This window comes from Huijunlia imazamoxiresistens, assembly GCF_037132455.1.
Taxonomy (GTDB): Bacteria; Bacteroidota; Bacteroidia; order Chitinophagales; family Chitinophagaceae; genus Flavisolibacter; species Flavisolibacter imazamoxiresistens.
The window spans coordinates 419,660-443,417 of record NZ_JBBBEI010000003.1 but is presented as its reverse complement, the minus strand read 5'-3'; the positions used below and the strand labels follow the sequence as shown (position 1 = coordinate 443,417).

Annotated in this window: 20 protein-coding genes; 15 read left to right on the top strand and 5 right to left on the bottom strand. The window is 52.2% G+C overall.

Annotated elements, in window-relative coordinates; all coding sequences use genetic code 11:
* Positions 1 to 16: 16 nt before the first annotated feature.
* From V9K67_RS05630 to V9K67_RS05610, 5 genes are all read right to left on the bottom strand, one after another.
* Positions 17 to 595: a hypothetical protein gene (locus V9K67_RS05630; protein ID WP_336720674.1), complete on the bottom strand. Its 579-nt coding sequence runs from the start codon at positions 593 to 595 to the stop codon at positions 17 to 19.
* A 93-nt stretch (positions 596 to 688) separates the two neighbouring features.
* Positions 689 to 1,141 carry a hypothetical protein gene (locus V9K67_RS05625; protein ID WP_336720673.1) on the bottom strand — a complete coding sequence of 151 codons (453 nt, stop codon included), beginning with the start codon at positions 1,139 to 1,141 and terminating at the stop codon, positions 689 to 691.
* A 63-nt stretch (positions 1,142 to 1,204) separates the two neighbouring features.
* Complete coding sequence (locus V9K67_RS05620) at positions 1,205 to 2,287, bottom strand: MraY family glycosyltransferase (protein WP_336720671.1); 1,083 nt, start codon at positions 2,285 to 2,287, stop codon at positions 1,205 to 1,207.
* A gap of 40 nt (positions 2,288 to 2,327) precedes the next feature.
* The gene (locus tag V9K67_RS05615) at positions 2,328 to 3,122 is read right to left on the bottom strand and encodes a glycosyltransferase family 2 protein (protein WP_336720670.1); all 795 of its coding nucleotides are present in this window, start codon (positions 3,120 to 3,122) and stop codon (positions 2,328 to 2,330) included.
* Positions 3,123 to 3,702: 580 nt separating this feature from the next.
* Positions 3,703 to 4,020: a hypothetical protein gene (locus tag V9K67_RS05610; protein ID WP_336720669.1), complete on the bottom strand. Its 318-nt coding sequence runs from the start codon at positions 4,018 to 4,020 to the stop codon at positions 3,703 to 3,705.
* A gap of 1,256 nt (positions 4,021 to 5,276) precedes the next feature.
* Here V9K67_RS05610 and V9K67_RS05605 point away from each other — a divergent pair.
* The 15 genes from V9K67_RS05605 to V9K67_RS05535 all read left to right on the top strand — a co-directional run bounded on the left by V9K67_RS05605 (position 5,277) and on the right by V9K67_RS05535 (position 23,738).
* The gene (locus V9K67_RS05605; RefSeq protein ID WP_336720667.1) at positions 5,277 to 6,032 is read left to right on the top strand and encodes a polysaccharide biosynthesis/export family protein; all 756 of its coding nucleotides are present in this window, start codon (positions 5,277 to 5,279) and stop codon (positions 6,030 to 6,032) included.
* A 9-nt stretch (positions 6,033 to 6,041) separates the two neighbouring features.
* On the top strand, positions 6,042 to 8,396 hold the full coding sequence (locus V9K67_RS05600; RefSeq protein WP_336720666.1) for a GumC family protein: 2,355 nt from the start codon (positions 6,042 to 6,044) through the stop codon (positions 8,394 to 8,396).
* Between the two features lie 27 nt (positions 8,397 to 8,423).
* Positions 8,424 to 9,302 carry an ABC transporter permease gene (locus tag V9K67_RS05595; RefSeq protein ID WP_336720664.1) on the top strand — a complete coding sequence of 293 codons (879 nt, stop codon included), beginning with the start codon at positions 8,424 to 8,426 and terminating at the stop codon, positions 9,300 to 9,302.
* Between the two features lie 25 nt (positions 9,303 to 9,327).
* A complete protein-coding gene (locus tag V9K67_RS05590) occupies positions 9,328 to 10,551 on the top strand; it encodes an ABC transporter ATP-binding protein (RefSeq protein ID WP_336720663.1) in 1,224 nt (407 codons plus the stop codon).
* Between the two features lie 102 nt (positions 10,552 to 10,653).
* The gene (locus V9K67_RS05585) at positions 10,654 to 11,700 is read left to right on the top strand and encodes a glycosyltransferase (RefSeq protein WP_336720662.1); all 1,047 of its coding nucleotides are present in this window, start codon (positions 10,654 to 10,656) and stop codon (positions 11,698 to 11,700) included.
* On the top strand, positions 11,663 to 12,703 hold the full coding sequence (locus V9K67_RS05580) for a glycosyltransferase family 2 protein (RefSeq protein WP_336720661.1): 1,041 nt from the start codon (positions 11,663 to 11,665) through the stop codon (positions 12,701 to 12,703). The genes V9K67_RS05585 and V9K67_RS05580 overlap by 38 nt, the downstream gene beginning before the upstream one ends.
* Positions 12,704 to 12,709: 6 nt before the next feature.
* Positions 12,710 to 13,945: a glycosyltransferase family 4 protein gene (locus V9K67_RS05575; RefSeq protein WP_336720660.1), complete on the top strand. Its 1,236-nt coding sequence runs from the start codon at positions 12,710 to 12,712 to the stop codon at positions 13,943 to 13,945.
* 64 nt (positions 13,946 to 14,009) lie between these two features.
* Entirely contained in the window at positions 14,010 to 14,945 is a 936-nt protein-coding gene (locus tag V9K67_RS05570; protein ID WP_336720658.1) for a glycosyltransferase, read from the top strand.
* Between the two features lie 43 nt (positions 14,946 to 14,988).
* Positions 14,989 to 15,918, top strand: coding sequence for a hypothetical protein (locus tag V9K67_RS05565; RefSeq protein WP_336720657.1), 930 nt, complete (start codon positions 14,989 to 14,991; stop codon positions 15,916 to 15,918).
* 24 nt (positions 15,919 to 15,942) lie between these two features.
* A complete protein-coding gene (locus V9K67_RS05560) occupies positions 15,943 to 16,887 on the top strand; it encodes a glycosyltransferase family 2 protein (protein WP_336720655.1) in 945 nt (314 codons plus the stop codon).
* A 61-nt stretch (positions 16,888 to 16,948) separates the two neighbouring features.
* Complete coding sequence (locus V9K67_RS05555) at positions 16,949 to 18,076, top strand: glycosyltransferase (RefSeq protein WP_336720654.1); 1,128 nt, start codon at positions 16,949 to 16,951, stop codon at positions 18,074 to 18,076.
* Positions 18,073 to 19,392: a glycosyltransferase gene (locus tag V9K67_RS05550; RefSeq protein ID WP_336720653.1), complete on the top strand. Its 1,320-nt coding sequence runs from the start codon at positions 18,073 to 18,075 to the stop codon at positions 19,390 to 19,392. The genes V9K67_RS05555 and V9K67_RS05550 overlap by 4 nt, the downstream gene beginning before the upstream one ends.
* Before the next feature lie 49 nt (positions 19,393 to 19,441).
* Positions 19,442 to 20,983, top strand: coding sequence for a GMC oxidoreductase (locus V9K67_RS05545; RefSeq protein ID WP_336720652.1), 1,542 nt, complete (start codon positions 19,442 to 19,444; stop codon positions 20,981 to 20,983).
* A gap of 164 nt (positions 20,984 to 21,147) precedes the next feature.
* Positions 21,148 to 22,320, top strand: coding sequence for a glycosyltransferase family 4 protein (locus tag V9K67_RS05540; protein WP_336720651.1), 1,173 nt, complete (start codon positions 21,148 to 21,150; stop codon positions 22,318 to 22,320).
* A complete protein-coding gene (locus V9K67_RS05535; protein ID WP_336720650.1) occupies positions 22,320 to 23,738 on the top strand; it encodes an exosortase Y-associated Wzy-like protein in 1,419 nt (472 codons plus the stop codon). The genes V9K67_RS05540 and V9K67_RS05535 overlap by 1 nt, the downstream gene beginning before the upstream one ends.
* Positions 23,739 to 23,758: the final 20 nt, after the last annotated feature.

Sequence of the window (23,758 nt, the reverse complement as noted above, 5' to 3'; positions counted from 1 at the left end):
TTATGCAGGTGCCCGGCTATGCACAACCGTTATACCGCGAGGAGGATTTCCGGTGGTGCAGCAGGAGCAAAAGGAGGAGGAACACGTACGATACATAGTTGAACAGCTCGTGGTTGTTGGTGTTCAGCTTTGGACCGATGGACCAGTTGTGGGTCAGGGCAATATAAAGGACGGCGATGCGGCAGCAGTTGATCAGCCAGATGGTGCCAATGCCGGCAAGGCTCCAGAAGATCTTATTTTTCAGGGGGTGGGCATGGGCAATGACATACGCCAGCCAGAAGCTTTTATTCATCAGCCCGTAACAGGGCCAGCCCATGCGCACCTGCCGGGAAACCTCTCCGTTGACCAGGGAGTCGGACGTCACGAAACTCTCGATTTCCAGGAACGAAAGGATCTGGTGGCCGCCGTACAGCACACTGGTGCGGATCCATTCCGGGAAATTGAAATAACGGTCGATACAGGGGTAATAAGTTCCGCTGGGGGTGGTGGCCCCGATGATAAAGGTATAAAGGCCGTACAAGCCGAGGAACAGCAGGGCGAAGCGGGTATAAAACCGGAGATCGAAACAGTCAAGGACAGGCCGGAACACGTTCATTCGTTTTAGGGTGGGAAAAGAAGAAGGTAACCAACCCTTTGACCCTTCCGGGTGCAAATGAGTTGGTTATCTTCTCAAGAAAAGGACAGGGAATTACGCGAGGGCTGCCGCCTTGTTTTTCCGGTTGCGGGCCCTTTTCATGGCGGCAACGGCGCCGGCGCCCAGCAGCAGGCTCAGGCCGGCGTCAAAGGGGGTATCATACAGTTCCAGGGCAAAGCCCGGGGTGGAAAATACCTTGGCGTCCGGGCCATAATACGGTTGGCCGGGATAAATGCTGTTTTGAATGATAAACAGCCGGGCCAATTCTTCCAAAAATCCCTCGGAAGTGTTGGAAGCATAGAGGTCTTTGTCTACCGAACCCACAACGGGAGGGTTTCCAATGCCATCCAGGTCCACCACCCGGAAGGTTCTTCCATTGACGGGATTGAAAAAGCCGGAGGCGCCTGTGATGGTTATGACCTCGTGGCGGTAAAATTCTGCTTTGCTCATAAAGGGAATAGCGGTGAAGAGTGCTCCCATAAAGAGTAGGCTTAGTTTTCTTTTCATGGTTACTTTACTGGTTTTGGGTGAATAAGTAGTTTCAGGTCTTTTAACCCTTTAATGCGGTATTTATACGCTTGGATGCGTTAGGATGTTGTTGCTTTTTCGAGTTCTTTTTTCCATCGCCTGCTTGCCCGGTAACAGCTGGAACAATTTGATCAGCAGGAAGTAAAATCCGGCCAGCAGGGCCATCAGCCAGGCCGATCCTAATGCTTCCGCTGCATAGGTAAAAAACACCACCGGTATGTTGACGGATACCAGCAGGGCCGTGATCTGGTTGTGATTCAGCCCTTTGCTTAACAGGATGTGGTGCACATGGTTCTTGTCGGGATAAAAGGGCGAACGTTTGTGCGCCAGGCGCAGGATGAAAACCCTCAGGGTGTCCAGTACCGGAACCAGCAGGATGCTGAAGCCTGCCGCTGCCGATACAGGAGAGGGGAAGGCCTTGCTGCCCGGGGCCGTTTCAATGAATTTTACCACCAGTACGGAGCATACCAGTCCGATCAGCAGCGAACCCGTATCGCCCATGAAAATGCGGGCGGGATGCAGGTTGAAAAACAAAAAACCCAAAATGCTGCCGCTCAATCCAAAGGCCAGGGCGGCATAGGCATAGTGGCCGTTTTTCAGGAAAAAATAACCCAGGATCACCGACGCGCCCAACCCCAGGGAGCCGGCCAGCCCGTCCACCCCGTCAATGAGGTTGAAGGCGTTGATGATAAATACCATGACCAAAACCGTCAGCAGCAGGCCGGCCAGCGGGGGTATCTGGAAAAAGCCCAGGATCCCCTGCAGGTTGGTGAGCTGCAGGTTGCCTTTCCAGGCAACCAGCAGGGCTGCCAGCAGTTGTCCCAGGAACTTTTTGAAAGGAGAAAGGACCAGGATGTCGTCTTTCATTCCCAAAAAAAGGATTACCAGGGCGGCGGCCATGATAAATTGAAGCTCCGGCGCCTTGCTGAAGGGGATATACAGCAAGGCGGTCAGGGCAAAGCCGCCAAAGATGCCGATGCCGCCAAGGGCGGCCACGGGCACGGCGTGCACCTTCCGGAAGTCAGGTACATCCACCAGGTTTTTTTTCTCGGCAATGTGGATAATTACGGGTATGGACAGGTAGGTGGCAATAAAGGAGATGATGAGGATAAGATAGATTCCCATGTGCTTGGTTTTACAGGGGGTTAATGGAGTGGTGTGTGCCCTAATGAGCCGTATGCAGGCCGGGAAGCCGGCGCAGTTGCTCCAGGTTCATGTATTGAAAGATTTTCCGTAATGGCTTCAGGTAGAGCGTAAAGAAGTAGGGGCGGAGCTCATTGAGCTTCCAGGCCAGGCGGTCTTCCTTATTGGCTTTCAGCCTGTTTTTCAAAGAAGCGTTGCTGGCACCGCCCGTCCTCATTTTCACCAGTACCTCGGGCAGGTAGGAGGTGGTGAATCCATATTTGAAAAGGATCCGCAGCATCAGTTCATAATCGGCCGACATCTTAAGGTTGAGGTTAAAGCCGCCTACCTGCTGGTACACCTGCCGCTTCACGAAAAAGGTGGGGTGGGGCGGCATCCAGCCGAATTTGAAAAGGCTCTTTTTAAAGAGGCCGGAGTTCCAGTCGCGCAACACTTTATTGAAGTTTTTGGCATCGGTGTACTGTAGGTTTCCATAGAGCGTATCGGTATGGTTGTGTGCAAAGGCATGCGCCACATTTTTAAGAACGTCCTTATGGGAATACACATCGTCGGAGTTCAGGATTCCGATAATATCGCCTGTGGCCAATCCCAGGCCTTTGTTCATGGCGTCGTAGATGCCGTTGTCTTTTTCCGAGATGATCTTTGCGATATGCGGAAAGGAGCGGGCGATCCGCAGCGTGTCGTCGCTGGAGCCGCCATCGACGATGATGTGTTCGATAGGGCCATACGATTGGGTTCGTACGCTTTCCAGTGTATCCGCGATCGTCGCCGCGCTGTTGTAGGTAACGGTAACGATCGAGATTTTTTCGGAGCGCATTTCTTGCCTGTCGGGGACCTTGTCAGCCCCGGAGATTCTTAGGTATTTTCCAACTCCGGACGCCTCGGGTTTGGGGAAAATAGTGGGGATCAGTCTCATAATCAATGTTTTATTGAGTGAGGAATAAAGGCCGGGTCCCATCCGTTTCTGGAAGGGATGCAGAGGGGGCGGTGGCGTCTTTTACAGGTTTTGACAATAGTAGTTCATGCCCTTCCCGGCAGCGAAAAGCGGGAAAGAGCCCTTTGGGAATGGAAAACCCTTTGCACTCCGGCAACCGGGCAAGCAACAGCCGGTCCGCCGGATAGGGGCAGAAAACCAGGTACCCGTTGCCGGGTGCACAACAATAATGGAAGCGTAAAATTTTCAAAGGGAGGGCAGGGAGTACACGCTGGTACAGCTTCAAAGGGAAGGTGGGGAGGTACGCGGTGGTACGTCTTCAAAGGGAAGGCGGGAAGGTACGCGCTGGTACATCTTCAAAGGGAAGGTGGAGGAGCACACGGTGGTACGTCTTCAAAGGGTGGGAAGGGGTACGCGCTGGTAAACAGCGATGGAGGGCACGGATTAAATTCAGTAAAAGGAATTACAGCGCGCTTTCATTCGAAACCGTCTTCCGATCTTCCAGGTTCAGTTTTTCCGGCACCTCGGAAAAAGAGGAAAACAGGCAGTAACGCGCAAGGATGTTCAGGGTGGTTTTGGACGGATTAAAATAATAGGTCACCAGGCCGAAAAAACGGCGCAGCGTGTTTGAGTTCAGGGTCTCGTCCGTTTTTTGGAAGATATCCTCACTCAGTTCGATGCAATCATTGGCGGTGGAAATTTTGCGGCCGAATTCCTTTTGAATGCAGTGCTTCAAAATCGCGATCCGGTTTTGGTCTTCATTTGATTCTTTAATTCTCATAGCAGTTTCGTTGGTTAGGTGGACTAAAATATTCTTGTCAGGACCTAATGGGAAATAATTGGGCTGTAGTATGCTTTCGTATCCTGTCCTGTCAGGATTATTTTCAAAACTTAAGCAGGTTTTATAACAGGGCTGTCTGCCGGCCTGGTTCGTTACCCTTCCTCTGCTCCTCTTCCAGCCGCGCATTTCCTTCCAGGCACTATAATGCCCGGACCCGGGAAGAAGTCCTCCGGTGTGATATCTCGGTGTGCTATCAGGTTATTATTTTCAGGTGATTTTTCGTCAATACAGGTAAGATGCTGCCGGATGGATTGTTCAGTTGGCTGAATTACTTCGGACATCGGGATTTCATCCAAATAGTTCTCATGGTGGTTGCTGTTGGTTATGGTTTGGTTGCCTTAGGGGTCGTTATCCAATAAGAAAGCGCCGCATCGCTGCACATGCTCCTTTCTTTTTGAATGATCTCACCTTGCTGCATCCACGAAGGAGGGTCTTCATCCTCCATATCCCTTATGCCTTGAAAACAAAACGGGAAAGGAGGCTTTTGTTTAGCGTTTGAAGCAACTGCTTATTTGTGGCTAACTGATAATAAAGAAAAGTATTTTTTTTAGGTCCTCATAGTTCAGCTGTGTTCATTTTTAAGAATTCTTTCAGTAATTGAAAATGGCATTTTTAGATATGATGTTTTTGGGGGATGTTTTATTTTTTTTGTCTTTTCCTTCGTTCTTTTCATTTCTCCGGAAGGTCCGACAATCAAGCTCTTTTTGCCATTCATGTAAATGACAGGTCCCTGCTGGCACAGGTCGGAGCGGTTCGTTGGAAATTGGTTTGCGGCTAAGGGTATTGTTTATACGTAAGCTGGACTGGAATCTTTGCTGGGTAGGGGTTTTCACTGTTTGTTAAACCGGATCATGTCCGATTCGTGGTAGAAATGAATAGGGAATCTTACCCCGGAAGGGGAGGGGATGAAAGAATTTCAAAAGTTGTAATAGGATTTCCTGCACAAATTATTGCTTTTCTCAACAAAGGTGTATATTGTACTTCCACAGTACAAGTCGGTAATTTCTAAATCATTCGTGCCATGGTCACCGTTATAGGTGGCCGAGGGGCGAAGCCGCACAGGGCTTCACTTTTTATGCTGCAGCTCTTCTCCTCAAACGGTACGGACAGGGTTTAAATCAAGCGTTCCGCCTTGTGCTGGTGATCCGAAACACACCCCGCTGAAACGGGTAACTAGCCAAACTAACTGTAATTATATGAGAAAACTATTCGGAGTTTTTTCCCTTGCCGTTGTGGCCCTATTATGCCTGGCCTGCAATCCGTCCAAAAGGCTGAACAAAGAGTTTCTCTACTTCCAGAACGGTCGGGACAGTTTAGGCGCTGTCCAGTTAAACGACCGGGTGATCCAGCCCAATGACCTGCTCAGTATTCTTTTCTTTAGTAAAACGCTCAACCAGGAGCAAGCGGCTGTCTTTAATATTCCGGCGCAGCAGGGCTACCAGGTGGGCAGCGACGGCTACATAGAGATCCCCATTGTCGGGGAAGTAAAAGTGACCGGCTGCACCCGCAATGAGCTGCAGCATCTCCTCTGCGAAAAGTTATCTCCTTATATAAAGAACCCCTCGGCGCTTGTGCGCTTCCGGCAATTTCGCGTCAACGTGCTGGGAGAAGTGCATGGTCCCGGCGTTAAGTCTTTTGAAACCGACCGTGTAACCCTGCTGGATGCCCTTGGTGCCGCCGGCGACCTAACGGAGCAGGGCAGCCGAAAAAATGTGGTGGTGATCCGCGAAGAGGCCGGGGGGCACAGGCATATGTACCAGGTGGACCTGAAATCGGTGGACCTGTTCCAGTCCAGCGCCTACCAGTTACGGGCAAACGATATTGTTTACGTGTGTGCCAACGACCAGAAGCTCAAGGCGTTGAACAACAAAAGGGACCCTTTGAAGGTCATACAGATCGGCGCCAGCCTGCTGTCGGTTTTGAGTACGATTATATTTCTTATAAAAAGTTAAAAAACTACTATGGCTAGCGAATTCCAAAACATGTTGCAGTCTAAGGGAGTGGCCAAGGGTAAATCGATTGGGGAGATCGTATCCCGGTACTGGTCCCATTATCCTTTATTCCTGGCCTTCCTAACGGTCAGTTTTGGCATCGGCTTTTTATATACCCGGTATGCCGTTCCCTTGTACCAGGCCAATACCACCATCAACGTAAAAGGCGAAACCACCGCCTCCAAGCACAGTTCCGCTGCCGCCAATGACCTGATCAATAATGCCATGAACGGCGGACGGGCGGTGATCAACCTCGATAATGAGCTGGCCCGCCTGCGGTCGGCCAAGTTGATGGAGCGGGTGGTCCGCCATTCCGACCAGAACATTTCCTACTTCCGGGAGGGCGACGTGCGGAAAACCGACGTTTACCTCAACGCTCCCTTTCGCCTGCTGCCCCGCGATATCCAGGACAGCAGCCGGTCCATCGGCTTTACCCTGACCCAGCCCACCTCCTGGGGCGTCACCCTTCACTTCGACGACGACCTGGAACCCGGGTCCACCGCCGTAAAGTGGAACACCCCCTTCCGGGTTCATTCCAATACCTATATGCTGGTGCCGCTTTCCCCTTCCTGGAACGATGCGGATCAGTACAGCGTGGAATGGAGTCCTGTTCAGGACGCCGTTTATGCCCTCATGCCCCGGGTGTCCGTCAATGTGCTGGGAAAGACCACCAACATCGGGCTGAGCATTTCCATTGAAAACCCGTTACGGGGCGAGGATATCCTCGATAAAATGGTAACGGAGTTCGTCGGGATGAACCTCGAGGACCAGAACAGGGCGGCGCAGGGCAAGATCTATTTTATCGAGGAGCGGCTGGGAAAGATTGCGTCCGAACTCAAAGGAGTGGAAAAGAACCTGTCCTCCTTCCAGGGAAATAACCTGCTGGTACGAGGCCAGGATGCAGGCGTAGAGGGAGAGCCGATCCCGGCAGCCAGTAAAGCGGTGGCCGATCTCAACGCCCAGATGCGCATATTGGCCCTGCTCCGGCAATTGCTGGCGGATCCGGGCGCGCACAACAAGGTGTTGCCCTCTACGCTTGGCCTGAACGATGCCGAGCTGGCAGGGCTGATTTCCAAGTTCAATAACCTGGTGTTGATCCGCCAGCGCGAAACGCCCCTGCTGGCCCCCAGCAGCCTGGTGCTGAAAGACCTGGACACCCAGATTGCGGCCGTGAAGGATAATATGCTGGTGAACATTAAAAACCTGACCAGTGGCATGCAGATCCAGCTGGCGAACCACCAGAGCCAGGGCAGCCAGTATAAGGCCAGCGTATCGGTTTTGCCGGAAAAGCACCGGGTGCTGGAAGAAATCTCCCGCGAAAAATCGGTGAAGGAAAACCTGTACATGTATTTGCTGCAGAAAAGAGAGGAGGCGGCCCTGTCCCGGAGTTCCACTTCGCCTTACGAACAAATTGACCTGGCCAGTTCCATCGGGCCCGTTTCTCCCAACCCGGTCCGGGTGTATCAACTGGCATTTTTGCTCGGCCTGGTTTTGCCGATAGGCGTCATCTATTTCCGGGAAGTGATCGCGGGAAAAGTTTCCAGCCCGGAGGAGGCGCAACAGATGTCCGGTCTGCCGCTGGCCGGCGAGGTGGGCTATCAGAAAACGCCCGAAAAAATGCTGCTGCCCGGGCTCATGGGAGGCCTGCTGGGCGAACAGTTCCGCAGCATGAGGGCCAATTTCGAGGTGCTGAATAAAGAAAATGGGCCGAGGGTACTGATGATTACTTCATCTATTAGTGGGGAAGGAAAGTCGTTTATCAGCCGGAACCTGGCCGCCCTGTTGGCACGTGCCGGCCGCAAAGTGGCCCTGCTCGAATTTGACCTGCGCGGGCAGGCGCTCCCCGGCTGGGAGGCGAAGCGGGAAAAAGGCCTGAGCGATTTCCTGTTGGGGGAAGCGCCGCTCGGCGAGATTTGTCAATCCGTGCCGGAGGTGAACGGCCTGTATGTTTATCCCTCCGGTAAATGGGTGCCGGATGCGGGCGACCTGCTGGTGCACCCCCGCATGGACTATTTGTTTGAGGAGCTCCGGAAGCATTATGATATTATCCTGGTGGATTCCCCTCCCGCACGCCTGGTCAGCGATGCCCTGGTCCTGGAAAAGTATTGCAATGTGACCGGTTACGTGGTGCGGGAAGGTTATACCCCCCGCAAACACCTGGATTTTCTCCATTCCTTGCTGGAAAGCGGGAAGTTGAAAAACGCCTTCATCATCTGCAACGGCGTTAAAAACAGGGAGCATTACGGGTATTACCCGGGTAAGAACTATTCCTATTTTAACCGCAAAGGCAACAGCCCCGCCACCTTTTCCAATACAGGCAGTTAACTACTTTTCTTTTTGTAAATAATTTATATGAGCAATTTAGAAATTTCCAATACTTCACTGGATCGGCCGGACTGGGACATCGTCATCAGGCCTTCCGATAAATGGATCAACCTTCCCATAAAGGATGTTTGGGAATACCGGGATTTAATGTGGTTGTTTGTGCGCCGCGACTTCGTCGCCCAATACAAGCAGACCGTGTTAGGGCCGGCCTGGCATTTTATCCAGCCCGTTTTAACCACCGCGATGTTCCTGATGGTGTTTAACAAAATTGCCCGGATCCCTACGGATGGCATTGCCCCGGGGGGCTTTTATATGGCAGGCCTTACCATTTGGAGTTATTTTTCCAATGCGCTGACCAGCACCTCCAACACCTTTGTCCATAATGCATCGATTTTTGGAAAAGTATATTTCCCGCGTTTGGTTTTACCTATTTCTGTCGTAATTTCCAGTGTCGTCAAGTTTGGTATCCAGTTTTTATTACTCCTGGTCTTATTAGCCTATTACCATTTTAACGGTTACCCGGTACACCTGGGGCCGCAATTATTGGCCATCCCTTTTTTGTTGGTGCAAATGGCGGCTTTAAGCCTGGGCTTGGGCATTATTATTTCCTCGGCTACCACGAAATACAGGGATTTCAGCGTCCTGCTGGGTTTTGCAGTCCAGCTTTTAATGTATGCCACCCCGGTGGTATATCCCCTTTCTTATGTGCAGGAGAAAAGCTTTAAATGGCTGGTGATGGCCAATCCGCTTACTTCCGTGGTGGAATCGTTCCGCTGGGCCATTTTCGGCATTGGAACCGTAGACCTTCTTTCCATTATGTACAGCATTGGTTTTACAATCATAACACTGGTGGTGGGCGTACTGTTGTTCAACCGGGTGGAAAAGACCTTCATGGATACCGTCTGATTTTATACCTAAAAACATTTTTGATATGACAAAAGTCATTAGGGTGGAAAACTTATCCAAGCAATACAGGCTGGGTCAGATTGGTACCGGGAGCCTGTTGCACGACCTGAACCGGTGGTGGCATGTCGTGCGCGGAAAGGAGAATCCTTATTTGAAAATAGGGGAGATGAATGACCGGACATCGAAGGGCAAGTGCGATTATGTCTGGTCCTTAAAGGATGTGAGCTTTGATATCAACCAGGGTGATTCGGTGGGGATCATCGGAAGGAATGGCGCCGGGAAAAGTACCCTGCTCAAAATACTCAGCAGGGTTACCGCGCCCACCACCGGGGCTTTGGGGCTCAAAGGCCGTATTGCAAGTTTACTGGAGGTGGGCACCGGGTTTCACCCGGACCTGAGCGGCCGGGAGAATATTTACCTGAATGGCGCCATCCTGGGCATGCGCCGGCAGGAAATAAGGAAGAAGTTTGATGAAATCGTGGATTTCGCCGGTGTGGAAAGATATATTGATACCCCGGTGAAACGATATTCCTCGGGCATGTATGTACGCTTGGCTTTTGCAGTGGCCGCCCATTTGGAATCCGAAATTTTAATTGTAGACGAGGTGTTGGCCGTAGGGGATGCCGAGTTTCAAAAGAAGTGCCTGGGTAAAATGGGCCAGGTCAGTAAAGGGGAGGGAAGAACGGTTCTATTTGTCAGCCACCAGATCTCCTCTGTAAAAAGTTTATGTAACAAAGGCATTTTCCTGAGAAACGGCACCCTTCAGCAGGAAGGGCCCATTGACAAGGTGATTGACTGTTATTTGAAAGACGGCGAGAAAAAAAGCAATTTAAAAGTTTACGACGCGTTTTTGAAATATGTGAAAATGGAACAGAAGGGGGCCGTCCTGACGTTAGAGGCTGCATATGATTGTCCCTTCGGCCTGGACATCCCGAACCTGGGGTTTATCGTGTATAATTCCAACCATCAGCCCGTGTTCGGGTCCAATCCAACCCTGGAATTGATCCCGGATGATCAGTACAAAAGGGGTACGAAACGGGGAAGGATTTCAATCGAAATCAAAAGTCCCAAGCTGATTGACGGCCGGTATTATGCCTCCATCTGGTTTGGCGACAGTAAGGAGAACTTTATTGAAGATCATTACTGCCTCACCTTCGAAGTTTCGGACATGACCGGGAAAAAAAGCCATCCCCAGATCATTTCCGGAAATGTGATTCCCGAAACCGAATGGGTCTTCCAGGACCTGTGATCCGGATGTGCGTATCCATCTTCCTCCTCCTTCATAAAAGAATCCCAATAGGATCCTTTATGCGATCAACATTTTTGCTCCTGATAAAATTGGGAATAAACTATGATAAAAGGGGTTTCCATCATTGTTTGTTGTTTTAACAGTTCCGCCCGTCTTCCGGAGACCATAAGGTATTTGGCGCAGCAACAGGTGGCCGATAACTTTTGTTGGGAAGTGATTGTCGTGGACAATGCCTCCCGGGATCATACGGGCGAAATCGCAACCGAAAACTGGGAAGGGTATGGTAGGACCCATGCAGGTTTTAAGGTGGTGTCGGAACCCAATCCCGGGCTTTCCTTCGCCAGGGAGAAAGGCTTGTCCGCGGCTCAATATGAGTATATCGTTTTTTGCGATGATGATAACCTGTTGTTTCCCGACTTTGTTCAGAATGCCTATAGTCTCCTGGAGCGGTATCCCGATTTTGGCGTTATGGGCAGCAATAATCACTATAGGAACAGCTATAGCAATTTCATTACGGATCATTATATAGCGGATTATGCGGTAGGGGAGCAAGCCAACCAGGAGCTGGAGGATGTGACGCCCGGAAGGGGCTTTGTCTGGGGCGCCGGGATGGTTTTACGGAAATCGGTTATGAGGGAATTAAAGGCAAAAAACTTTAGTTCGTTGCTTACCGGAAGAAAAGGCAAAAAGCTGGCTGCCGGGGATGATGCGGAAATTTGCTTTGCCATTCGCCTTTTGGGTTGGAAGATCGGCGCCAGTAACCGGTTGAATTTATATCATAATGTCCCGGAGGAACGTTTTCAGCTGGATTATTTATTAAGGTTGAAACAAGGTTTTGGCAGGGCGGATCCCTACCTGGACCTCTATAACGCCGCCTGGAAAAGAACGTTAGGCGCCCCTGTCCGTTTTAGCTATCGAAAGGAGCTGTTCCGTTATATAAGGATTATTTTCTTCCATAAAAGGGCTTTACTTCTTTTTATCAGGGGAAAGAAAGAAGTAAGAAACGACTTTATCCAGTTGCATTATTACCTGGCGAAAGTGCAAACCTTATTTCGCCTGGGCGCCGGTTTGGATCGTGGCTTTCTTAAACTCGTAAAAGACTACAACAGACATGCTTCCCAAGATATCGATCATTACCCCTTCCTTTAACCAGGGAGACTATATGGAGCAAACCATCCTTTCCGTCCTGAACCAGGGGTATCCCAACCTGGAGTATATCATCGTTGACGGGGGCAGCAAGGATCATACGGTTGCGCTGATAAAGAAGTACGAATCCCGGATAAGTTTTTGGGTCAGCGAGCCGGATAAAGGCCAGACCGACGCCCTGAATAAGGGATTTAAGAAGGCAACAGGCGATATTGTGAACTGGATCAACAGCGATGATTATTATGCCGGTCAATGCTTGTTCCAGGTAGCCGATTCTTTCCGGGACCCTAAGGTACAGGCGGTGACCACAACCGTTCGCAATTTCGAGGAGGGGGGCGCCGAATGGAACGAGTTGACGCCCCGGTGCTCCGGTAATGCAGCTTATATCGCAAGGGCGTTTAACAATCAGCCGGGAACATTTTTCAGAAAAGAAGTCTGGGACCGGTACTTTCCCATGCCGCCACAGCTTCGCTACACCATGGACCAGTACTTATGGTTTTGCTATTGGTTGGAAAACAAGGTGGAGGGCTTCAAAACGGAAACCTATACGACGGTCAATTTCAGGAGGCATGCCCTGTCGAAAACGTCGAATTCCCTGGGCGACCTGGTGTTTAATACCCTGGGGAAAGTGTTTTTTAATGAGCACAACCTGATTTTCTGGAGTTATTTTCATTGGGCAGATCCCTTAAAGGCAGCAGTGGTGGCGGGTTACTTCTGGGATAATTTTGATTACCGAAAGAACGTTATTTCCTTTCCGCCGCACATCAAGTTCGATGCCGTTATGGCCGAAAAAATTTTCCAGCTGTATTTATTTCAATTATTGAAGGAAGATTACCGGCTTGGTTTCTTTGACAGGCTGCGTCAGCATATCGGCTGCCTTAAAGCCGAATATTTTTCACCGGCGGAGAAGGGGCAAATAGAGAAAATGCGTTTCCGGGCCGCCAGGCCCCTGGTGGTCAAAGCTTATAGAAATGTTTTTTGGAAAATCAATAATTTTTTCAAATAGTATTCTATGAGGATTGCTTTTGTAACATATGAGTGCCCGCCCGAAACAGGTGGGGGCGGAATCGGCACCTATGTGCGGCAGGTATCCCGGATGTTGTATCGATCCGGGCATTCGGTTACGGTTTTTGCCGGTTCGGGAAAAAAGGAAGCCTTCTGGGAAGATGAATCCATTTTTCGCATCCCGGCAACGAACTGGACGGAATTCAATAACGTGCTGCCCGGGTACTTTAATAGCCTGCATCGCTCCGAACCGTTTGATGTGGTGGAGTGTATGGATTTTTGCGGATGTGGACTTTCTATAAAAAAGATGCTGCCGACCCTTCCCATTGTCGTTAGGCTGCATACCCCTCTGTATATGGTGGACCGCCTTTTGTTCCAGCCTTTATCATTGCGGGGCAAAGTCCGGTTTATTGCGGGTGCCTTGTTGCGATGGAAATTGCCGTCCCTGCCTTTGTTCCCCCAGCCCCATAATTACCGGGACGAGTTTGCGATCATTGAGCTTGCAGAACGGGTTTGCAGCCCCAGCCGTTCTATTTATAACGAAATGCTTTCCCTGGGGTATCCGCTGCAAGACAAGACCGACTTTATACCCTTGCCGTTTGCGATTCCCGATGCCCTTCGCTCTATTATTCCGCGGAAAGCCATCCGGGAAGATCCGCAAATCATGTTTATCGGCAGGATGGAGAAGCGAAAAGGGGTCATCGATCTGGCGCGTTCCATTCCACTGATCCTCAAACGCTATCCAAAGGCGCATTTTACCTTTGTGGGCAGTCCTTCCCAAAGTCCGGTCCCTGGCGTCCATATGATGGATTTTTTGAAGAAAGAACTTTATCGGTATACAGGATCCGTATCCTTTACCGGCGGCGTACCTCCGGAGCAAGTGCCCGGATATTTATCCCAGGGTGACATTTTTGTTTTTCCCAGTCATTATGAAAGCTTTGGGCTGGTTTGTTGCGAAGCCATGGCAGCTGGAAAGGCTGTGGTGGCCAGCCGGTCGGGCGGCATGTCGGAGATCATCGAGGAAGGGACGTCCGGCCTGTTGGTTCCGCCGCACCAGCCCCAAATGTTGGCAGCGGCCGTTTTGAAATTGATCGGGAATGAACGCCTGCGGTTGGAAATGGGTACCCGGGCCCGGGAACGGATCCATGAGTACCTGGATGGCGACAGGGTGGTGCAGCGGCAGGTAGGCTGTTATCAAAAGGCCATAGAGCTGGCGATAAAGAAAAAGCAACTTACGCTATAAGATTTGTATCGGCCCAAGGGGGATGAATGTTTTGAAACGATTCCAAACGTCTAAACCGCTTTCTGTGGAGATAAGCGTCATCATATGTACCTATAACCCAAAAACCTCCATTTTTCACCGGGTCCTGGAGGCCCTTCGTGTGCAACGGCTTTCCCGGGACTTGTGGGAACTGATCATCATTGATAACAACAGCGCGCTGCCGGTGGCCCCAAGGTTTGACCTGGCCGGACACCCTTCCGCCCGGGTGATCCGGGAAACCAGGCCGGGCCTGTCGCATGCACGCCTGGCGGGGATCCGTGCCGCCCGTGGTTCCCTGGTGGTATTTGTGGATGACGATAATGTGCTGGAGGAAAACTATTTGGCGGTGGCGCTGGACTTTTATAAGGCCCACCCCCGGGTAGGCTGCTTTGGCGGAAAGTCGAAGCCGGTTTTTGAAACCCATCCGCCGGCCTGGTTTTTCCACACGGGCGTGAACCTGGGGTGCCAGGATTACGGGGACGAGTTGCATGTTTCCAACTATACAAGTGCGGGCCGGCCTGTAACCGGGTACCCCGAAAAAGCGCCTATAGGAACCGGGATGGTCATACAGAAGGAGGCCTTCCTGCTGTATTTGAACGAGGTGGCCACGGCTCCTGAACGGCTGGAACTGGGAAGAAAGGGCCAGTCGCTGAGCTCCGGGGAAGACAACGATATAGTGCTTACCGTCGTGAAAAAAGGATACGAGCTCGCCTATGTTCCCCAACTGGTGGTGCATCACCTCATTCCGGCAAAAAGGTACAGCCGCGGGTACCTCGAGAAAATGGCTTTTGAGAGTAATAAAACCTGGATCACCGTGCTGGCACTTCACGGGATCCGACCGTGGAAGAAAATAGGGAAATGGACCTACGGCCTCCGAACGGCAAAAAGCTATTTTGCCCACCGTGCCTGGCAGTCGCCGCTTTCATCCATTAAATGGAAAGCTTCCTGCGGCCTGTTTAAAGGGCTGGCGGAACTGGAATAAAACACTTCTTCTATTAAAGTAATTTTTACTAACTGTATTGCTTATGGTCAGCGCGGGAAAAATTCTTTATAAAGTTTATTATCAGCCTGTCGGGGCGGCAAAGAAGATCCTGAAAACCGGCATCCGGCGGCATTTGGCCACCGAAGCGGGCCGGAAAGAAATGATCCTTGCCGCTGAAAGCTTGCGGGAGTTGTCGTTCCCGGGGGCGGAGGCTTATTCGGTCTATTTCCTTACCGGCAGCAAATACTGGTACCAGACGGCCTTTTGCCTGTATTCGCTGCAACGGCAATCCGGCAGGAACATCCATGCCTGTATCGTGGATGACGGCAGCTTTGACGACGCGTTGGAACACAAGGTGCTAACGGCTTTTCCCTCCAGCGTGGTGGTGCGCAAAGAAGCCCTGGAAAAACTCCTGGAAGAACATTTGCCGGCGCGTTTTTTTCCCGTGCTCCGGCACAGGAGACTGGAATACCCCCATATACGGAAGCTGACGGATATCCATATTTTGCCGGGCAGGGGGCCTAAGCTGGTGATGGACTCCGACATGCTGTTCTTCCATAAGCCCGAGGCGCTCCTGCAATGGCTGCGCCATCCCCGGGGCCTGTTGTTTTTAAAGGATTCGGAACAATCCTACGGCTACACCACCGGCCTGATGCAGCACCTGTGCCAAAGCCCCCACCTGCCTTCGCGCCTGAACGTAGGGATCGCGGGTATTCCTTCGGAAAAAGTGGACTGGAAGGAGCTGGAGCGGTGGACCGCGGAACTGCAACGGCGGGAAGGGACCCATTATTTGCAGGAGCAGGCGCTGACCGCCATGATCGCTGCCCGGGAACCCTACACCTTCCTGTCGGAAAAGGCCTATAAAGTTCAGCCCGTCATCCAGGGCGACCCTATACCCGAAGTGCTGCACCATTATGTTGCGGATTCCAAATACGACTATTTCGTCAAAGGCTGGCGGAAAATAATTTCCTGAATTTCTCATAAACAGTTTACGCCCATGAATGTTCCCCTGGTTTCCTTTTGCATACCCGTTCATAATTCCGGAAAATTCCTGGAACAGACGCTGCAATCGGTTTTGCGGCAGGATTACGGAGCCATTGAGGTGGTGTGCGTCAACGACCACTCCTGCGATGATTCGGCGGCTATCCTGGAAAGGTATGCCGCGAGGGTCAACAGCTTTCATGCCCGGCGCAAAGGGGCTGCCGCCGCCCGTAACCAGGCGTACCAGCACAGCACCGGCGCCTTTATCGTTTTCCTGGATTCGGACGACCTGCTGAATCCGGGTTATGTATCGTCCCAGGTGGCCCGGGCAGTGCAGCAGCCTGCCAGCGTGGTGGTCAGCAAGTGGGGCCGGTTTTACAGGCACCCCCAGGATTTTCGCGAAGACCGTTTTATCGTGAAGTCGGACCTTACCTTCCATGACTGGATCGTTCGGTATTGGACCGCCAACCGCCATATGACCTCGCCCGGCAGGGTGTTGATTCCACGATCGATCGTGGAGAAGGCCGGTCCCTGGAACGAAGCCTTATCCTTGAACGATGACCTGGATTTTTATGTCCGCGTATTCAGCTGTGCCGAAAAGATCCGCTACAATGAGCAGGCCTGCCTGTATTACCGCTCCGGCATTGGCGGCCTGTCCAGCAAAACCAGGGGCTACCCGTACCAGCTTTCCAACTGGACTTCCATTGAAAACGCCACCGCCCTGGCTATGGCACGCTACGGCGATGACCCCAAGGTGAAACGGGCCTGTGCCAATATGTGGCAGCTTTTTATCTATGACAATTACCCCGATAATATGGATTTGGTCCAAAGCGCGAAAGCCAGGATCCGTCAATATGGAGGGGCCGATTATGCTTTTCCCGCCGGTGGCTGGACGAAATTACTGTGCCGGATGGTGGGATGGCGCATGGTAAAGCAGGTGAAGCATCGTATTGGGCGATAATCCCCGGTTGTCCTCAATTATTATACGGAATCAAAATAACCTAAATCCTAATCGTTTACCTATGTCGATAATAAGCAAGCGGCAAAAAGTGTTATTTATAGCGGAGAAGGGTAGCCTGGAGTGCCATATTCCCGGTGGGGTTCAGCTTTGCACCAGGGAGCTGATCCAGTATTTTGAACTGGCCGGCTTTGAGGTGCTGAAATACGGGGTGCAAACCACCCGAAGAATACTTCCCCGTATCATCATAAGAATGGGGATGGATGCCTATAATTTCTTCGATTTCAAAAAAATAGCCCGCGACATTGCGCAAACGATCCGCAAAGAAGAGATAACGGCCGTGGCCTTGAACCAGATCTATTTAAGCCCGTTGATCCCCTACCTGAAAGACCTGGTTTCCCCTAACGTATGCTTTATCGGCTTGTCGCATGGCAATGAAAGCGGTGATTTTTTACACGACATCACGGCTTCTTCGGGAAGGAGTTTGCTGCAGACCTTGAAGCTGGGCCGGCTGATTGCCCTGGAAAGCAAGTTTTACAAGCAATACCTGGACGGGGTGATCGTCATCAGTGAGCATGAGGTGGGCTTGAACCAATGGTTAGGTGCAGACCGCATCCTGGTGTTACCCCGGAAGCTGCAACCGGATTTTTTAACCTGGCGGCCCGATCGTTCCCGGGTGGGTTATGTGGGTACGTTAAACCATTTGCCGAATTACGAGGGCCTGAGCCGGGTGGCGCGGGAACTGGACGCGGAAGGCTTTAGCGGCGTGATCCGGCTGGTAGGGGGACCGGATACCCTGGGCCGGAAATTAGCGGCCGCCTACCGGTGCGTTCAGTATGTAGGAAAGCTGGACGAAAGCGCCCTGCTGCAGGAGGTGCAGTCCTGGTCTGTATTCCTGAACCCGGTGTTCTGGTATTCGAGGGGATCCTCTACCAAGCTGGCCCAGGGCCTGAACTGGGGCATTCCCGTCCTGTCTACCCCCGCCGGGCGCAGGGGCTATGTGCTTTCCGACGAGCAGATCATTACTAAGGATCATCAGCCCCGTACGTTCGCAAGGGATCTTATCAACGCCTGCAGCCAACAGGAGCGGCTGGAGGGGCTGAAGGCATCGGTGGAGAAGAACGTGATGGAGTTTGACAGTCACCATTTCGCCCATCAATTACATTGCTTTTGTAAAAACCTGCAACCTTGAGCCATCCGGATCCCCAACAACTGCTGAAAAGGGTGTTGATCATTTCGCCCTATTTCCCGCCCACGAATGCGGCCGATATGCACCGGGTGCGGATGTCGCTGCCTTATTTTAAGGAATACGGCTGGGAAGCGGAAGTGGTGACCGTCCATCCTTCTTTTTCGGACATGGCGGTGGACCCCCTGCTGGAGCAAAGCCTCCCCGGCGATGTGCCGGTTCATTACGTCAGCGCGTTGTCCAAAAAGTGGACCTCCCGGTTGGGCCTGGGCAGCATCGCCCTGCGTTCGCTTTGGTTTTTCCGAAAAACGGGCAACCGGCTGCTGCGGCAAAAGAAGTTCGACCTGGTCTATTTTTCCACCACCCAGTTCCCGGTTTGCATCCTGGGGGCCTACTGGAAGCGGAAGTTCGGGGTCCCTTATGTCATCGACGTGCAGGACCCCTGGCATTCCGATTATTATAAAGACAAGCCCAGGGCGCAGCGTCCGCCCAAGTACTGGTTTTCCTACCGGTTGAACAAGACGCTGGAACCCCTGGCCATGAACAATGTGGACGGGCTGATTGCCGTGTCCGAAGCCTACCGGACCACCCTGGCAAACCGTTACGCCAACTGCCGCAGGATACCGGGGCAAACCATCCCCTTCGGCGCTTTTGAACCGGACCTGCACCTTGCCCGGCAACACCGGGCCCTCCAACCCTCCTGGCTCCGGGGCAAACCAGGGCAGGTGCAGGTGGTGTATGTGGGCAGGGGCGGCAAGGACATGCGGGATGCGGTTTCCCTGTTGTTCCGGGCGTTCCGGCACTGCCTGGAGCAGGACCGGCAGTTGTTCTCCCGGTTTCATTTTTCGTTTATTGGGACCAGTTATGCCGCCCGGGGGAAGGGGGAGCCGACCATTTTTCCCCTCGCCCGGGAAGCAGGCGTGGCGGACCATGTAACCGAAGTTACCGACCGCATTCCCTTTTACCAGACGCTCAATACCCTGGCGGATGCCACCGCCTTGTTCATTCCCGGTTCCAATGATCCGCAATACACGGCCTCCAAAATATACCCCTATGTACTGGTGCGGAAGCCGTTATTGGCCCTGTTCCATCCAAAGAGCAGTGCGGTTGCTTTTTTGAAGAATTGCAGGGTGGGGGCCGTATGGACCTTTGATCAGCAGGAACAGGACATCGTACACGGGATCAAAGAATTCCTGGTGTCGGTGGCCCTTGGCCGGTCCGTCAATGTAGTTCCTGTGCCGGAGGTGTTGGAGCAGTATTCGGCTAAAGAAATGACCTCCCGGCAATGTGATCTGTTTCGTGCCGTCCTGTTCAACGCCTGATGATCCACCCCGTTTATACTCCCTATTCCTTTCTGTAAATGCTCATCATATGCCGTTCTACAACTTTAATTCAGGTGAGGTGAATATTCCATTCGACGATGTCGACTATTGTATCATAGGAGCGGGCGCTGCCGGGATATTGCTGGCGGTGCGGTTACGTAAGCTGGGGAAGCGGGTGTTGGTGATAGAGTCCGGGCATTTTGTGGAAGATGAAGCCCGGCAGCAGTTAAACGAGGTGGAGCAAACCGGGAAGACGTTGACCAGTTCTTCCTGGGGCAGGAAGCGGGCGATCGGCGGAACCACCATCGCCTGGGGCGGGCAATCCTTGCCTTTCTCTACATTGGATTTTGAAGAGCGTCCCTGGGTTCGGAACAGCGGGTGGCCCATAAGGTATGCCGACCTGAAGGAATTCTACGACCAGGCAAATGCGTTTATGAAGATCGACCAGATGGATTTCTGCGACGACATTTTCAATTTGTTGAAGATGAACCGGCCGGACCTTGACGGCACAAGATTATTGCAGCACTTTTCGAAATGGGCGCCCGAGCCTAATTTCAGAAAGATATGCGAGAAAGAGTTGCGGGAAAACGTCGCGCTTCTGTACAATGCGAACCTGACCCGGATTACCTTTTTGGACGGGGGAGAACAGATCCGGTTAAGGATCCATAATTACGAGGGAAAGAGCCTGGAGCTTACGGTACCTAAATTGATCCTGGCAACGGGGGGTATCGAAACCAACAGGATCTTATTGACCAATAACCACCAATTTAAGGGAGGCATTGGAAACCACTCGGGCTGGTTGGGAAAATGTTTTATGGAACATCCCTGCCTGAATGCGGGAAGCATTAAAAACTATGCTTCCTCCTATGCACTTCAACGGAAGTTCAATACACATGTCCGGGAAAATATCAAGTACTCGGTAAAGCTCAGTTTAAGCAACCACGCCCAGGTGCGGCACCGGTTATTGAACGCATCGGCCAGCTTGCTGTTTCTATTGCCGGAGGAAGGTTTTGACCCCTATAACGAGATCAGATTCTTTTTAAAGACCAGGAACCTGAAGCATTTTTTCAAGGTCGCCAAAAATTCCAAAAACCTGTTTTATACGTTGGGTGCCTATATCAGGCACCGGTTTGTTTATAAGCACAACGCGGTTCCGCACCTGGTCTTTATGCTCGAACAGGAACCGCTGGAAGAGTCCTGTATCCGCTTGAGCAAGGAGGTGGATCGCTTCGGCATACCCAAAGCAAAAGTGAACTGGGCGATCAGCCGGCTTACCTGGGAGTCTGCTTTATCCCTGGCGCATTTTATCCGGGAAGATTTTAGGAGGCTGAACATCGGTGAGTTGGATTTGCCCCCCGGGTTGGGCGCGGATAATCCTGATTGGCAGTCCTGTCTGTCCGATGTGAACCACCATATGGGAGGGGCGCGCATGAGTGCAACTTCGGATACCGGCGTAGTGAATTCGTACGGCCAGGTTTGGGGGTTGGAGAATTTATATGTATGCAGTGCCGCCGTTTTTCCTACCAGTTCGTTTTCCAACCCCACGCTAACTTTATTGGCTTTATGTGAACGGTTGGCGCGTCAATTATGAACGGGCTTTTTTGCTACGGATTTAGCCTTAATTCCGGATTTTATTTTTATAAATAAGGGTTATGTCTTTTGAATCACGCGGATTTATTCTTAGTTTATATTCTGTTCGGCCGACGATCCTAAAACCAAACGATTTCATCCATCACTACTGCAAATGATATGGCAATGAAAAGGCTCGCTATTGTCGTCACCCATCCCATTCAATATTATGCACCCGTGTTCCAGGCTCTGTCGCGGTACCGCGACCTGGCGGTAAAAGTGTTTTATACCTGGGGCGAAGGTTCTTTGCAAAAGTACGATCCCGGCTTCCGGCGGGAGATCCGGTGGGATATTCCGCTGCTGGAAGGGTATGACTACGTGTTTTTGAAAAACACGTCCGCCCGGCCCGGCTCCAGTCATTTTAAAGGGATCGTCAACCCCGATGCCCGGGCGGCGATCAACGAATTCGATCCGCAGGCGGTGCTGGTGTACGGCTGGGCCTACCAGACCCATTTGCAACTGTTGTGGGCTTTTCGCCGGAAAAGGAAGGTCTGGTTCCGCGGCGATTCCACCCTGCTGGACGAGACCGGCGGATGGAAAAAGTTGCTGCGGGCGGCCTTGCTGGGCTGGGTGTACCGGCATATTGACCTGGCGTTTTACGTAGGGACCTCCAACCGGAAGTATTTCCAAAAATTCGGCCTGACCAAGGGGAAGCTGAAGTTTGCCCCCCACGCCATCGACAACGGCCGGTTTGCCGCGCCGCAGCCCCAGGCGGTACGCCAGTTGCGCAGCGACCTGGGGATTCCGCAAAACGGCCGGCTAGTGCTGTTTGCCGGCAAGCTGGAACCGAAAAAAGATCCCCTGGCGCTCCTGGAAGCCTTTTTGACCCTCCGCAACGAACAGGCCTACCTGTTGTTTGCGGGCAACGGGGTGCTGGAAAAGGAATTGAAAGAACGGGCGATGGCTTCTCCGAAAAAAGAGAAGATCCGTTTTTTGGCTTTCCAGAACCAGGGCCAGATGCCCCGGCTGTACCAGTGCTGCCAGTTGTTTTGCCTGCCTTCCCGCGGACCCGGGGAAACCTGGGGCCTGGCGGTAAACGAGGCGATGGCCTCCGGCAGGGCCGTGCTGGTATCCGATAAAGTGGGCTGTGCTACCGACCTGGTCCGGGAAGGAAAGAACGGGCGTGTCTTCCCGGCAGGAAATGTAGCGGCGCTCGGGGCGGCGCTGGAGCAGCTGCTGGCCGATGCCGGCGCGCTGCGGCACATGGGCCGGCAGTCCTCCGAAATCATTCAAAGCTGGTCGTTTGATCACCAGGCGGCTTCCATCAGGGAAGAACTGCTTAAAATTCAGGAAGACTAATGGAACCTGCAACTTATTCCCGGTATTACCTGTTGTACCTGCCCTGGATCGCCTCCCTGCTGTTTGTGGGCGACCCGGTCGTCGCTTACCTCGTTGCCTGGGCCGGCTCCTTTTTTATTTTCTACATTTCCTTTACCAATAAGGTAAAGCCCACCAGCCCCGGGCTGCCGCTGACGGAAAAGATCCTCCGGCCCTTGTTCCTGACCCAGGTCATTTTCTGCGGTTATATGAGCTGTTCCTCCATTTTTTATTTCCTGGACCAGATGGGGTATCAGTACTTTACCCTGGTATCGGACCGCACCCCGGTGCTGGAGGAAATCGCCACGGTGGCGGCTTGCCAGCGGGCTTACCTGTTGGGGCATATCGCCTTTGTGCACGGCATCCTGGTTTTTTACCGTTCGGATATCGAGCCGAAGTACAAGGTGCAGGTAGGCAACTGGCCGGCTTTTTTTCTACTGATGGTCGTCATCTGCAACCCCCTGGGGTCGGTCCTTTCGAGGATCGGCGGCTTGGCGGTGCTGGGCAACAGCGTGGACGGACTGGGGATGGTGGCGGCAACCATTGCGCTGGCATTAGCTATTCCCCTGCGGCAGGGCTCCTTGACCCTGGCGGCGGGCATCCTGTTTGGCATGACCCTGCTGAAGGCCCTTACCTCCGGCTTTAAAGAGCCCGTGATTGTCAGCCTGCTGATGCTGGGCCTGTTCCTCTATCCCTTTTACAAAAGGGTCATCACCCTCACCTTTATTCCCCTCATGCTGTTCCTGTTTACCGTTCTGCCTACCTATGTCAATACGTTCCGCAGTCAAAACTGGAGCGGCGATAAGGATGCGGAAGCGGCAAAGGCCGAGGCGCTCAAAAAGGTGCAGGAAGATATGGCAGGGGAGGGACTGAAAGAAACCAACTGGGCCTTCCTGACCAACCGGATCTCGGAAATAGGAATGTTTGTCCGGTACCGGGAAAGTATGGAATACCGGGGTACAACTTATGGTTTCCAGATCCTGGAGCAAACGGCCATAGCCCTGGTGCCCCGGGTCTTTTGGTCCGATAAGCCCAGTATCGAAAATATGGCGATGCAACGGGTTTGGGATAACGGCATTGTTTCGGAGGAGTCGAGCACTTCGGCCAAGCCCCAGTATATAGTGGATGGATACCTTTCCGGCGGCTTGGCGGGTATCTGGCTGGCTTTGTTTTTCTACGGTGCCATCGCCCAATTGATCTGCAACAAAGCCGAAACATTTTTCGGAGGCTATTTCTTCGGGACCGTTTTCGTTTTTACCGGCATGTTCCGGACCTTATGGCGGGGGAACTGCTTCGAATATATCGGCAACAACATCCTATACGGGATCGTCGGACTGGTATTCCTGTTTTATATATTCCGGGAACTGGGCGTGCTGGTAAAAATTCAGCCCGCAGAATAACACGGGACATTTTCAACATG

What these genes read in the sequence shown, in the direction of transcription:
- V9K67_RS05630 (WP_336720674.1), bottom strand. Translation starts at nt 595, where the DNA reads ATGAACGTGTTCCGGCCTGTCCTTGACTGTTTCGATCTCCGGTTTTAT.
- V9K67_RS05625 (WP_336720673.1), bottom strand. Translation starts at nt 1,141, where the DNA reads ATGAAAAGAAAACTAAGCCTACTCTTTATGGGAGCACTCTTCACCGCT.
- V9K67_RS05620 (WP_336720671.1), bottom strand. Translation starts at nt 2,287, where the DNA reads ATGGGAATCTATCTTATCCTCATCATCTCCTTTATTGCCACCTACCTG.
- V9K67_RS05615 (WP_336720670.1), bottom strand. Translation starts at nt 3,122, where the DNA reads ATGCGCTCCGAAAAAATCTCGATCGTTACCGTTACCTACAACAGCGCG.
- V9K67_RS05610 (WP_336720669.1), bottom strand. Translation starts at nt 4,020, where the DNA reads ATGAGAATTAAAGAATCAAATGAAGACCAAAACCGGATCGCGATTTTG.
- V9K67_RS05605 (WP_336720667.1), top strand. Translation starts at nt 5,277, where the DNA reads ATGAGAAAACTATTCGGAGTTTTTTCCCTTGCCGTTGTGGCCCTATTA.
- V9K67_RS05600 (WP_336720666.1), top strand. Translation starts at nt 6,042, where the DNA reads ATGGCTAGCGAATTCCAAAACATGTTGCAGTCTAAGGGAGTGGCCAAG.
- V9K67_RS05595 (WP_336720664.1), top strand. Translation starts at nt 8,424, where the DNA reads ATGAGCAATTTAGAAATTTCCAATACTTCACTGGATCGGCCGGACTGG.
- V9K67_RS05590 (WP_336720663.1), top strand. Translation starts at nt 9,328, where the DNA reads ATGACAAAAGTCATTAGGGTGGAAAACTTATCCAAGCAATACAGGCTG.
- V9K67_RS05585 (WP_336720662.1), top strand. Translation starts at nt 10,654, where the DNA reads ATGATAAAAGGGGTTTCCATCATTGTTTGTTGTTTTAACAGTTCCGCC.
- V9K67_RS05580 (WP_336720661.1), top strand. Translation starts at nt 11,663, where the DNA reads ATGCTTCCCAAGATATCGATCATTACCCCTTCCTTTAACCAGGGAGAC.
- V9K67_RS05575 (WP_336720660.1), top strand. Translation starts at nt 12,710, where the DNA reads ATGAGGATTGCTTTTGTAACATATGAGTGCCCGCCCGAAACAGGTGGG.
- V9K67_RS05565 (WP_336720657.1), top strand. Translation starts at nt 14,989, where the DNA reads ATGGTCAGCGCGGGAAAAATTCTTTATAAAGTTTATTATCAGCCTGTC.
- V9K67_RS05560 (WP_336720655.1), top strand. Translation starts at nt 15,943, where the DNA reads ATGAATGTTCCCCTGGTTTCCTTTTGCATACCCGTTCATAATTCCGGA.
- V9K67_RS05555 (WP_336720654.1), top strand. Translation starts at nt 16,949, where the DNA reads ATGTCGATAATAAGCAAGCGGCAAAAAGTGTTATTTATAGCGGAGAAG.
- V9K67_RS05545 (WP_336720652.1), top strand. Translation starts at nt 19,442, where the DNA reads ATGCCGTTCTACAACTTTAATTCAGGTGAGGTGAATATTCCATTCGAC.
- V9K67_RS05540 (WP_336720651.1), top strand. Translation starts at nt 21,148, where the DNA reads ATGAAAAGGCTCGCTATTGTCGTCACCCATCCCATTCAATATTATGCA.
- V9K67_RS05535 (WP_336720650.1), top strand. Translation starts at nt 22,320, where the DNA reads ATGGAACCTGCAACTTATTCCCGGTATTACCTGTTGTACCTGCCCTGG.